The sequence below is a fragment of the Rhizobium sp. BE258 genome, from assembly GCF_031457345.1.
Classification (GTDB): domain Bacteria; phylum Pseudomonadota; class Alphaproteobacteria; order Rhizobiales; family Rhizobiaceae; genus Rhizobium.
Genome location: NZ_JAVDWL010000001.1, coordinates 331922 through 344081, shown reverse-complemented (window position 1 = coordinate 344081; position 12160 = coordinate 331922). Strand labels below are relative to the sequence as shown.

General features: G+C 61.0%; 9 protein-coding genes. 5 read left to right on the top strand and 4 right to left on the bottom strand.

Annotated elements, in window-relative coordinates:
* Positions 1-212: 212 nt before the first annotated feature.
* Positions 213-770 (bottom strand): winged helix DNA-binding protein, encoded by a 558-nt coding sequence (locus tag J2X43_RS01720; RefSeq protein WP_405049554.1) that lies wholly within the window; start codon positions 768-770, stop codon positions 213-215.
* Between the two features lie 89 nt (positions 771-859).
* Between J2X43_RS01720 and J2X43_RS01715 the strand changes: the two genes are divergently transcribed.
* The gene (locus tag J2X43_RS01715; protein WP_310290393.1) at positions 860-4480 is read left to right on the top strand and encodes a hydantoinase B/oxoprolinase family protein; all 3621 of its coding nucleotides are present in this window, start codon (positions 860-862) and stop codon (positions 4478-4480) included.
* Between the two features lie 16 nt (positions 4481-4496).
* Here the strand turns inward: J2X43_RS01715 and J2X43_RS01710 are convergent, their stop codons facing one another.
* Positions 4497-4826 (bottom strand): hypothetical protein, encoded by a 330-nt coding sequence (locus J2X43_RS01710; RefSeq protein WP_310290391.1) that lies wholly within the window; start codon positions 4824-4826, stop codon positions 4497-4499.
* Between the two features lie 311 nt (positions 4827-5137).
* Here J2X43_RS01710 and J2X43_RS01705 point away from each other — a divergent pair, with 311 nt between their 5' ends.
* Both J2X43_RS01705 and J2X43_RS01700 read left to right on the top strand, forming a co-directional pair.
* Positions 5138-5872 (top strand): SDR family oxidoreductase, encoded by a 735-nt coding sequence (locus J2X43_RS01705; protein WP_310290389.1) that lies wholly within the window; start codon positions 5138-5140, stop codon positions 5870-5872.
* 14 nt (positions 5873-5886) lie between these two features.
* Positions 5887-7164 (top strand): L-fuconate dehydratase, encoded by a 1278-nt coding sequence (locus J2X43_RS01700; protein ID WP_310290388.1) that lies wholly within the window; start codon positions 5887-5889, stop codon positions 7162-7164.
* Between the two features lie 16 nt (positions 7165-7180).
* On the opposite strand, the gene J2X43_RS01695 is transcribed toward J2X43_RS01700, so the two are convergent.
* Both J2X43_RS01695 and J2X43_RS01690 read right to left on the bottom strand, forming a co-directional pair.
* Positions 7181-8188 carry a Tim44 domain-containing protein gene (locus J2X43_RS01695; RefSeq protein WP_310290386.1) on the bottom strand — a complete coding sequence of 336 codons (1008 nt, stop codon included), beginning with the start codon at positions 8186-8188 and terminating at the stop codon, positions 7181-7183.
* 81 nt (positions 8189-8269) lie between these two features.
* Positions 8270-8728, bottom strand: a complete 459-nt coding sequence (locus tag J2X43_RS01690; protein WP_310290384.1) for a YbaK/EbsC family protein — start codon at positions 8726-8728, stop codon at positions 8270-8272.
* A 141-nt stretch (positions 8729-8869) separates the two neighbouring features.
* Between J2X43_RS01690 and J2X43_RS01685 the strand changes: the two genes are divergently transcribed.
* A complete protein-coding gene (locus J2X43_RS01685; RefSeq protein ID WP_310290382.1) occupies positions 8870-9754 on the top strand; it encodes an AraC family transcriptional regulator in 885 nt (294 codons plus the stop codon).
* 171 nt (positions 9755-9925) lie between these two features.
* A complete protein-coding gene (locus J2X43_RS01680) occupies positions 9926-12100 on the top strand; it encodes a TonB-dependent siderophore receptor (protein ID WP_310290380.1) in 2175 nt (724 codons plus the stop codon).
* Positions 12101-12160 lie beyond the last annotated feature (60 nt).

The following is a 12160-nucleotide window of genomic DNA, read 5'->3' as shown; positions in this document are numbered from 1 at the left end:
GAACCCAAAAAACCAAAAACCCCACGACGCGGGCCCATCATCGATGGGGCGTCATGGGGCGAAACTGCCCAGCGACTATCGGAGTCATGTGAATGCGGTATGGCTCGTCTGCCTAATCCGCAGGCTTGAATAAAATACAGGCATCCGTTCTTTGTCAAGGCCACAAACGGCGTGTGGCGATCAACAATTTTCGGGCCGGCTTCCGCCGGTGCCTAAAGCGTCGCGGCTGCCCGCGCCGCTTGGTTGAAAGCGCCCGAAATGAAGCGCAGGATGGCGGCGGTTTCGGACAGCGTCTGCTCCGCGGGGCGGGCGTTGGCGGTCGGATCGACAAGCAGATGTCTGCGGACGTCTGCATAGGTGTTGCAGGCTTCGGCGCCCTTGTCGGTGATCTTCACCGTTTTTTCTTTTCCGGTGCGGCCGGTTGTCAGCAGTCCTGCGGCCTGGAGCTTGCGGATCGCATAGGTGACCACATGCGTGTCCTCGATATCGAGGACCAGGCAGATATCGGCGAGCTTCTTTTCCCGGTCGCGATGGCGGATCGAGTGAAGGATGAGGATTTCCATCGGCGACAGGCCCGGAAATCCGGCCGCCGCCATGCAGCGGACGATCCATCTGTCGAAGGCATGCGAGGCGAGGATGAGGCCGTATTCGATCTCCGACAAAGCAGGCGAGCCGCCTTCGGCGAGATGGGCGGAGGAGACGATCGGGCCGAACGAGGTGATGCCGGGAAAGGCGTCAGCACTCATATCCCTGTTTTTGCCGTCAGCCATTTCGCTCTCCTGTCTTGACGAGAATATGTCGTCATTTTATCGATATTTTATCAACGTGCAATTCCGCAATCCATTTCGAGGACGGTTCAATGCAGGAGACGGACGCCAAGCGCTGGGATTTCTGGATCGATCGCGGCGGCACCTTTACCGATATCGTCGCCCGCGACCCCGAGGGCGAACTGCATGCGCGCAAGGTTCTCTCGGAAAATCCGGCCGCCTATCGCGATGCGGCAGTCCACGGCATCCGGCTGCATCTGGGGTTGACGGCGGGCGAGCCAATCCCGGCCGGGCTGATCGGCGAAGTGCGAATGGGCACGACGGTTGCGACCAATGCGCTGCTGGAGCGAAAGGGCGAGCGGCTGGCGCTGGTGACGACCAGGGGTTTCCGCGATGCGCTGCGCATCGGCTACCAGGAGCGCAAGAAGATCTTCGCCACCGAGATCATCAAGCCCGATGCGCTGTACGATACGGTTGCAGAGATCGGCGAACGCGTGCTGGCCGACGGCACGGTCGAACTTGATCTCGATGAAGGCGAAGCCCGCCGCGCCCTCGAAGCATTGCGGGCCGAAGGCTACCGGGCGCTCGCCATCGTCTTCATGCATGCCTACAAGTTCCCGACCCACGAGGCAGCCGTTGCGCGCATCGCCCGCGAGCTCGGCTTCCAGCAGGTATCCGTCAGCCACGAGGTCTCGCCGCTGATCAAGCTCGTCGGCCGTGGCGATACGACCGTCGTCGATGCCTATCTGTCGCCGGTGCTCGGCCGCTATGTGGCGCAGGTTTCCGATGAACTCGACATCAAGCGCACCGGCGCCCGCGTCATGTTCATGATGTCCTCGGGCGGCCTGACCGCGGCCGATATGTTCCAGGGCAAGGACGCCATTCTCTCCGGTCCGGCTGGTGGTGTTGTCGGTCTCGCGAAGACCGGCGAGCAGGCGGGCTTCTCCCGCGTCATCGGTTTCGATATGGGCGGCACCTCCACCGACGTCGCGCATTTCGACGGCGAGTATGAGCGGGCCTTCGAAACCGAAGTCGCCGGTGTGCGCGTCCGCGCACCGATGATGCTGATCCATACCGTTGCCGCTGGCGGCGGGTCGATCCTGCATTTCGAGGATAATCGTTTTCGCGTCGGTCCGGATTCGGCTGGTGCTCATCCGGGTCCGGCCTGCTATCGCAATGGCGGGCCGCTGGCGGTCACCGATGCCAATGTCATGACCGGCAAGCTGCTGCCGGAATTCTTCCCGGCGATCTTCGGTCCGAACCAGGATCAGCCGCTCGATGTCGAGACTGTCCGCACGAAGTTCGCCGAGCTTGCAGCCCGGATCGGTGACGGCAGGAGCCCGGAGGAAGTGGCCGATGGCTTCATCCGGATCGCCGTCGCCAACATGGTCGAGGCGATCAAGAAGATCTCCGTTCAGCGCGGATACGACGTCACCCGCTATGCGCTGAACTGCTTCGGCGGCGCCGGTGGCCAGCATGCCTGCCTGGTGGCCGATGCGCTCGGCATGAAGAGCATCCTGCTGCATCCGATGTCCGGCCTGCTCTCCGCCTACGGCATGGGCCTTGCCGATATCCGCGCCACCCGCCAGAAGGCGCTCGGCGTTCCGCTCGATGCCAATGCACCATCGGCAATCTCAGCGCTTTCAGGTGAGTTGCAGCGCGAATGCGCTCCAGAGCTTGAGGCACAAGGCGTTCCAGCGTCTGCCATCGAAACCATTGCGCGCGCCTATATCCGCTATGCCGGTACCGATACGCTGATATCGGTCGAAACGCTGTTTCCCGCAGCCGACGATGCGGCGCGGCTGCGGGTCGAGTTCGAAAAGCTGCACAAGCGCCGCTTCGGTTTCGTTGCCGAAGACAAGCCGCTGGTGGTCGAGGTGATCGAGGTGGAGACCATCGGCGGCGCCGCGGCGCAGATCGATGTCAGCAACCAGGAGAGCACCGGTGGGGAGGCTGAATCCGCGCGGCGTACGCGCTTCCATTCGCAGGGCGAAGCGCGTGACGCGGCTGTCGTTCTCCGCTCCGCGATGCAATCAGGGCAGACCGTGACAGGTCCGGCAATCGTCATCGAGCCGAACCAGACGATCGTCATCGAAGACGGCTGGCAGGCGAAGCTGACGGTTCATGACCATATCGTCTTGACCCGCATCAAGGCACTGCCGGAGCGCACAGCGATCGGCACCAAGGCGGACCCTGTCATGCTGGAGATCTTCAACAATCTCTTCATGTCGATCGCCGAGCAGATGGGCGTGACGCTGCAGAAGACCGCCTATTCGGTGAATATCAAGGAACGTCTCGATTTCTCCTGCGCCGTCTTCGATGCCGAAGGCAATCTGGTCGCCAACGCGCCGCATATGCCGGTGCATCTGGGTTCGATGGATGCTTCGGTGGCGACTGCGATCCGCGAGAATCCGCTCATTCACCCGGGTGATGTGTTCCTGATCAACGCGCCCTATAATGGCGGCACGCATCTGCCCGACCTGACGGTCTGCACGCCTGTTTTCGACAATGAAGGAAGCCGCATCCGCTTCTGGGTGGCTAGCCGCGGCCACCACGCCGATATCGGCGGCATTGCGCCGGGATCGATGTCGCCGCTCGCGACCCATATCGAGGAGGAAGGCGTCTACATCGACAATTTCAAGCTCCTCGACCGCGGCCGTTTCCGCGAAGAGGAACTAGCGGCGCTGCTCACCGGCGCCCGCTATCCGGTTCGCCAGCTGGCGCAGAACGTTAACGATCTGAAGGCGCAGGTGGCAGCCAACGAAAAGGGTGTCGCCGAGCTCGCCAAGATGATCGCGTTGTTCGGTGAGGATGTCGTCGATGCCTATATGGGCCATGTCCAGGACAATGCCGCCGAGAGCGTGCGCCGTGTGCTCGACCGTCTCAAGGACGGCGAATTCAGCTATGAGATGGACCAGGGCTGCAAGATCGTCGTCAAGGTGACCGTCGACAAGGAAAAGCGCGAGGCGACCGTCGATTTCACCGGCACCTCGCCGCAGCGCGCCGACAATTTCAACGCGCCACAGCCTGTTACCCGTGCTGCCGTGCTCTACGTCTTCCGCGTCCTCGTCGAGGCCGATATCCCGATGAATGCCGGTTGCCTGCGGCCGATCCGCATCATCGTTCCCAAGGGCACGATGCTGACGCCGGAATATCCGGCGGCTGTCGTCGCCGGCAATGTCGAGGTCAGCCAGGCGGTCACCAACTGCCTGTTCGGCGCCGTCGGCGCCATGGCAGCGGCGCAGGGCACGATGAACAACCTGACCTTCGGCAACGCGACCTATCAGTATTACGAGACGATCTGCTCCGGCGCGCCCGCTGGTCCGGGTTTCAATGGCGCGGACGCCGTCCACACGCATATGACCAATTCACGGCTGACCGATCCGGAGATTCTTGAAACGCGCTTCCCTGTCGTTCTGGAGGATTTCCATATCCGCAAGGGTTCCGGCGGCCGCGGAAAATGGTCGGCGGGCGACGGCACGGAAAGGACGATCCGGGCGCGCGAAAAGCTGGAATTTGCGATACTTTCCGGCCATCGCCGCGTGCCGCCCTTCGGGCTTGAAGGTGGGGAGCCGGGCGAGCTTGGCCGCAACGCCGTGCGCCGGAATTCCGGTGCGCTCGATGTGTTGATCGGCAGTGCCCACAAGCAGCTGGAAGCCGGCGAAGCCTTCATCGTCACCACGCCGACAGGTGGTGGCTACGGGAAGGCTTGAGGCCGGCGATCGGAGATCAGGTACGGGCGCGCTTCAGCGGAACGGCTGAAGGCGTGGCCTGATCGAGCTTGTTATAGGCAGCCTGGATGATGTCGAGATCCGAGGCATGGCCGACGCCTGCCAGATTGTACATGAGATCGCCGACGGCGGTGTCGATCCGCGGTGCGCGGACGGCATAGACCTTTTCGACGACGCCTTGCACGGCTTCCGGGTCGCCACCCAGAGCCTGGTAGAGCCCGATGGCCCTGAAGATGAAGGCGTTGCGGCGGTCGTTGATGTCCGCGGTGGATTGGTTGCCGATCAGCGTTTGCATGAGTTCGACGGCTCGGTTCTGATATTCGCTCATCGGGCGCTCAATTTGTCGTTCGTTTGGTCGTTCATAAGGAAAGCGAAAGTCTTTTAATGATGTCTAAATAATGGGTTACGGATATTTGTAGGCGCAATCATAAGGCGTCTAAATTAATAGAATATATAGCCGCAGGAAAAATCGCCTGCCGCTCCGGCCGGACGCGCCTCGCTGTCAAGCCCAGCAATTGCAAACTTCGGCATTGCTTTTTCCGGTTCTGTTTTTTATCGATAATATGACAATGTGAGCGAAGAAGCGGCAAAGACCGCCTTCGCTCCTTCCATGCGCGACATCAAGGGAGGCTCCGACATATGACCATTTCACTTTCCGGCAAGACCGTTCTGATCACCGCCGCAGGACAGGGGATCGGCCGCGCTTCGGCGATCGCCTTCCAGCAGGCAGGTGCAACCGTACATGCCACCGACATCAACACCGATGCGCTGGCACAGCTTAAGGCCGAAACCGGGATTGCGACCCACAAGTTGAACGTTCTCGACGAAGCGGCGGTCAATGCGCTGGTCTCAGAGATCGGCCAGATCGACGTGCTCTTCAATTGCGCCGGTTTCGTCCATGCAGGCTCGATCCTTGAGATGAAGGACGCCGATCTGGAGTTCGCCCTCGACCTCAACGTCAAGGCGATGATCCGCACCATCCGGGCCGTGCTGCCCGGCATGCTGGAGCGCAAGGACGGCTCGATCATCAACATGGCCTCCGTCGCATCCAGCATCAAGGGCGTGCCGAACCGTTTCGCCTATGGCGTCACCAAGGCCGCCGTCATCGGTCTCACCAAATCGGTTGCCGCCGACTACGTGGCGCAGGGTGTCCGCTGCAACGCCATCTGCCCCGGTACCGTCGAGAGCCCATCGCTGCAGGACCGCATGAAGGCGCAGGGCGATTACGAGACGGCGCGCGCCGCCTTCATCTCGCGTCAGCCGATGGGCCGTCTGGGCTCACCCGAAGAGATCGCCGAACTCGCCGTCTATCTCGCCGGCGCCACCTACACTTCAGGTCAGGCCTACGCCATCGATGGCGGCTGGACCATTTAATCCGGAAGAGAACCATGACCCGCATCACCGGCCTTCGTGTCTTCGATCTCCGTTTCCCGACCTCGCAGAGCCTCGACGGCTCGGATGCGATGAACCCCGATCCGGATTATTCCGCCGCCTATGTCATCCTCGATACCGATGAGCCGGGTCTTAACGGTCACGGCCTGACCTTCACCATCGGCCGCGGCAACGACATTTGCTGCATGGCGATCAAGGCGATGGACCATCTGGTCGTCGGCCAGGATCTCGAGGCCTTCCGCGCCGCGCCCGGAAAGTTCTGGAGGCATCTGACGGGCGACAGCCAGCTGCGCTGGATCGGTCCCGACAAGGGCGCCATGCATCTGGCAACCGGCGCTGTCGTCAACGCCTTCTGGGATCTCTTGGCGAAGAAGCAAGGCAAGCCCGTCTGGCAGCTGGTGTCAGAACTCCCGGCCGAAGAGATCGCCGATATCGTCGATTACCGCTACCTGACCGACGTGCTGACGCGCGACGAGGCCGTGGCGATCCTGAAGAAGGCCGAGCCCGGCAAGGCGGAGCGGATTGCGACGCTGCAGGCCGAGGGCTACGCCTGCTATACGACATCGGCCGGGTGGCTGGGTTATGACGACGAGAAGCTGCGCCGTCTCTGCCAGGAAGCGATCGATGCCGGTTTCAACCATGTGAAGATGAAGGTCGGCCGCGATCTGGAAGACGATATCCGTCGCCTGCGGATCGCCCGCGAAGTGATGGGCCCGGACCGCTATCTGATGATCGATGCCAATCAGGTCTGGGAAGTGCCGCAGGCGATCGACTGGGTGAACAAGCTCGCCTTCGCCAAGCCCTTCTTCATCGAGGAGCCGACCAGCCCCGACGATGTTGCCGGCCACCGCAAGATCCGCCAGGCGATCGCGCCGGTGAAGGTCGCGACCGGCGAGATGTGCCAGAACCGCATCATGTTCAAGCAGTTCATCGCCGAAGGCGCGATCGATATCGTGCAGATCGATTCCTGCCGCATGGGGGGATTGAACGAGGTTCTGGCGGTGCTGCTGATTGCCGCGAAATTTGACCTGCCGGTCTGGCCGCATGCCGGTGGCGTCGGGCTCTGCGAATATGTCCAGCACCTGTCGATGATCGATTACATCGCGGTGTCAGGCACCAAGGACGGACGGGTGATCGAATATGTCGACCACCTGCACGAACATTTTCTCGAACCCTGCGATATCAGGAACGCGGCCTATATGCCGCCGTCGAAGCCGGGATTCTCGATCGAGATGAAGGCGCAGTCGATCGCCGACTACACCTTCAAGGGTTGAGGAGAGAACGCGCCGCTCAGGCGGCGCGCTGCTCGGTGCCCTGGATGGCGGAAAGCTTCCAGTCGGCGCCGTTCTTGCGAACGAAGGTCCAGACTTCGGTGCTTTCGGTTGGGCGCTGGTCGTCGCCGGAGACGACGCGGCCGCTGTCGCGCTCGACCATCGCGTCGATCGACGAATAGCGCATCGCAAGCGTTGCGTAGTCCAGGCCGTCTTCACGCCAGGCTTCGGCAATATCGCCCTGCAGCAGCTTCACGTCGGAGACGCGGTTGCGAACGCCGTTTGTGGCATTCTCGCCAAGCTCTTCCGCCAGATAGGACATCGCCTCCGGCGTCGTCAGCTTGCGCAGCGTGCCGTAGTCTTCGGCGCCATAGGCGGTCTGTACCTCGGTCAGCAGTTCCTCGAACTGGTCGAGGTCTGCCTGTGCCAGGCCGATTTCGTCGCTGGGGCGCTGGTTGTTACGCTGTGGACCAGTGGCGGTGGCGCCCGAACCGATCGTCGGAATGCGGAACGAGCTGTTATTGTTCGACGACATGTTGCTATAGGACGGCCCGCCTGCCGAGCCGTAGGACGGCTGGCGGCGATTGGCAAAGAAGCGTATGGCGAGCGTGATGGCGCCGAAGATCAGCGCGATCTGCAGCAGCAGGCCGAGGAAGCCGAAGCCGCCGCCGAAACCATGGCCGAGCATCATGCCGAGCAGGCCACCGGCGATCAGGCCGCCGACCATCGAGCGCCCGAAACCGCCGAACATGCCGCCGGGGCGCTGCGCCGCCACGCCGGGCTGCGCCATCGAAGGGGCCGTGGTCTGCGGCTGGGGTGTCATGGAGCGCTCGACGGGTGCAGCAGGTGCCGGCGCCGTACGGGTTGCGGGAGGAGCCTGGAAGGTGCGTGTGCCACGGCTGCCGAAGCTGCTGAAACCGCCGCCCGCGCGCCGGGCCTCGGCCTCACCATAGGCAGCAAAAACAGTAGCGCTCGTCAGAACGGCAATCGCCGCAATCTTGGCAAAACGCGAAACGGCACCCGGCATTTCATCTCCTCTCATGCACAACTACGGCATGTTGCAGCCTAATATAGGGGCTCTTCCCGCGATTTGAAGCCAGCCAAAAGTCTATTGGCAGACATCGACCCATTTTGCAGCCGTCAGCTCCGCCAGTCGCCCGGTTTGAATGCGCACCGCGGAGTTGGGGGAACCGGCAGCGGGGATGACTTCGGCGAATTGTTTGAGCGACGCATCGCAATAAACCGGCAGCGGCGACGGCAGGCCGAAAGGGCAGACGCCGCCGACAGGATGGCTGGTGATTTCGAGCACTTCGTCGGCCCCGAGCATGCGGCCCTTGCCGCCGAACGTGTCCTTGAATTTGCGGTTGTCCAGCCGCGCCGTGCCGCTGGCGACAACAAGCATGGTCTCGTCGCCGACGCGCAGGCAGATCGTCTTGGCGATCTGCGCGGGTTCTACCCCGTGAGCTTCGGCCGCAAGCGTCACGGTCGAAGAACTGGCTTCGGTTTCGATGATTGCGATATCGGGTGCATGGGCGCTGAAAAAGGCGCGGACGGATTCGAGGCTCATGGGCCGATGCTAGAACAGCCGCAGCCGGAAATGAAGGGGCCTCTTCCGGTCTATTGCGCTGCAGCGAATGCTTATTGCCATTCCCGCCTATATTCGCTAGAGAAAACTTGATTATAAAAAGAAGGTATAATTGGGCCGCAAATGACCTTTCAACCGCGCATGCAGAACAGGATCGAAGGCTTCTCCGTGGTCGGCGAAATGAACCGCCGCAACTGGAATGGCATCGTGGCCGATGTCTGGGATGTCGAGTGCGCGCCCTATGCTGGTGGCTATTATGTCGCCCACGATCCGCGGCTTTTCATTCTGCTCGACATGCGCGGCCCCGGCGATTCACGCGTCAAGCTGACACCGAAGAGCGCAGGAGCCGTCCAGGACACCGTGCGCCGGCCGATCTCCTATGTGCCCGCCGGGATGGAACTCTGGGCCGATCTCGTCGATGTCCAGTTCGTCCGCCATCTCGATATCCATTTCGATGCCGACATCGTCGGACGGCGGCTGATGGAAGATATCGACCCGTCACGGCTTGCCGATGCCCGACTGCTGTTTCACGACGAGCGGGTGATGGCGCTTGCCAATCTGATCGGTGCTGAATGCCTGAACCAGCAGCCGCTGCACGATCTCTATGGCGATGGCCTGTGCCTGTCGCTGATCATCGACGTGTTGAAGCTGACCAAGGCGCAACCGCGCAAGCGCAGCAAGCTGGCCACCTGGCAGCTTCGCCGCACCACTGATTTCATTGAACAGAATTGCCTTCGCAACATCAGGCTCGAGGAGCTTGCAAACCTGACCGGGTTGTCGCAATCGCATTTCAGCCACGCCTTCAAGGCCTCGACCGGGATCGCGCCCCATCAGTGGCAGACCAATGCCCGTGTCGAAAAAGCCAAGCGTCTGCTTCTGCAGGGCGATTTCAGTCTTCCGGCGATTGCCGCCGATACCGGCTTCTCCGACCAGGCCCATTTCACCCGCGTCTTCCGCAAGACGACTGGCGCCACCCCGGCGCTGTGGAAGAAGGCTCACGTTGCCTGAAAACCACGCCTCACGAGCATTTGTTTAAAGTGCGGAAATTTGCCCAAGAACGTTCAAATTCCCCGGATCGCGACAATCCAACCCCTTAAATTTGAGTTAAACGCTCATCTTATCAACAAGCTGTTTAGCCGGGTGACTTTGGGGTTTGCGCGGCGCGAGTGGGGTAAGACAATGCGTGGGCAGACCAAGGCTCTCATCTTCAAGACCAACCTCCTGACCGGCGCTGCCGCCATCGGCCTTGCCGCCGCCATGCCGGCGCAGGCCCAGGACGCGACGGCATTGGCGCCGATCACCATCCAGGGGCAGGCCGGACCGGCAAATTCCGAGGCGACGGCGACCAGCCCGGTCAAGGGATATGTGGCAAAGCGGTCGGCGACGGGGTCGAAGAGCGACACGCCGATCAACGAGATTCCGCAGTCGGTGTCGGTGATCGGAACGCAGGAAATGGATGATCGCGGTGTCGTCAACAAGGTGGACGAGGCTCTGTCCTATACGCCCGGAGTCAACGCGCAGCCTTTCGGCAATGACGGTGATACGGACTGGTTCTATATACGCGGATTTGACGCGACCCAGACCGGCGTGTTCATGGACGGCCTCAACCTGTTCAGCTACAGCTTCGGCGGCTTCCAGACCGATCCTTTTATGCTCGAACGCGTCGAAGTGCTGAAAGGGCCCGCTTCGGTTCTATACGGTGGTTCGAACCCTGGTGGTATCATTGATCTGGTCCGCAAGCGGCCAACCGATGAGCCGCTCTACTATACCGATATCGGTATCAATAGTAACGGCAACGCTTTCACCGGTGTTGACCTTTCCGACAAGGTCGGCTCAAGCGACACGATGACCTATCGCCTGACTGGCAAGGTTGCTGGTGGCGACAACTACTCCGACTTTTCGCACGACACGCGCGGTTTTATCATGCCGCAGCTGACGATCGCACCCGATGATGCCACTTCCATCAATATCTGGGGCTATGCGGGAGCGCTCGATCAGGTTCACACCGGCAACGGCTTCTTCCCCTATGTCGGGACTGTCGTCGATGCGCCCTTTGGCAGGATTCCGCGCGACTTCTTCCCGGGCGAACCGGATATCGATCAAGGCAATTACCAGCAACAGATGCTTGGCTACGAGATCAAGCATGAGTTCGACAGCGGCTGGACGGTGACGCAGAACGCCCGCTATGGGCATCTCAACAAGCATGAGGTTGCGCCTTACGCCTATGGTTATGCGAGCCCAACCGAGTTGAATCGCATCAACTTCGAGCATCAGACCGAAGTCAATTCATTCTCTGTCGACAATCGCGCCGAGACCGAATTCGATCTTGGTGAGACGAGCCACAAGCTGATGCTTGGGCTGGACTACAAGTATTTCCAGATCGATCAGGTGCAGGCTGCAAACAGCGCGACGCCGATCAGCGTAACCGACCCGATCTACGGGCTCCCGCAGCCCGCCAATCGCAGCTACATCAATCAGGTCACCACCCAGCAGCAGCTCGGCGCCTATATCCAGGATCAGATCCGCTTCGGTGGTGGCTGGCTCGCGACTTTGAACGGCCGCTACGACTACGTGGACACGAAGACCGACAACGGCCCGACCTTCTGGGCGCCGACGCAAAACAATAGCTACGGGTACGACAAGACGGCCGTCAGCGGCAGGGCTGGTCTTGCATATGAATTCAGCAATGGCATCACGCCTTATGTGAGTGTCGCTACCTTCTTCAATCCGATCATCGCGACAAGCCTGTCGAACACCATCAAGCCTGAGGAAGGTAGCCAGGTCGAAGCAGGCGTGAAATACGAGCCCACCTTCTTCGACGGGACCATCACCGCATCGCTCTTCCAGATCACCAAGCAGAACGTTGTTGTCACGGATCCCGGTACCACACTGTCCAGCCAGATCGGCGAGGTGCGTTCACGTGGTTTCGAATTCGAAAGCAAGGCGAATATCACCGACGATTGGAAGGCAATCGCTGGCTTCTCCTATACTGATCTCGAAATCACCGAGGACGCCAACACGTCGCTCATCGGCAACTCGCCTTATCTTCAGCCGAAGGTTCAGGCCAGCTTGTGGTTGGACTACACGATCCCGCGCGGCGCGCTGGAAGGCGTCAGCGTCGGCGGTGGTGTTCGCTATCAGGGCTGGTCCTGGGCTGATTTTGCCAACACGAGCAAGGTTCCGGGTGCCACTGTCTTCGACGCTGCTATTCGCTACGAGAACGAGGGTTGGGGAGCGTCTCTCAACGTGACCAATCTCTTTGACAAGGAATACGTGAAAGGTTGCGGCGGCTTGACCACCTGCGGCTACGGCGACGCCCGCACCGTCACCTTCAAGCTCAGCAAAAAATGGTAAGTTGACAATCATAGTAAAGTTTTGCACCAAGCAAAACGGCGGGAGGGCTGTGCCCCTCCC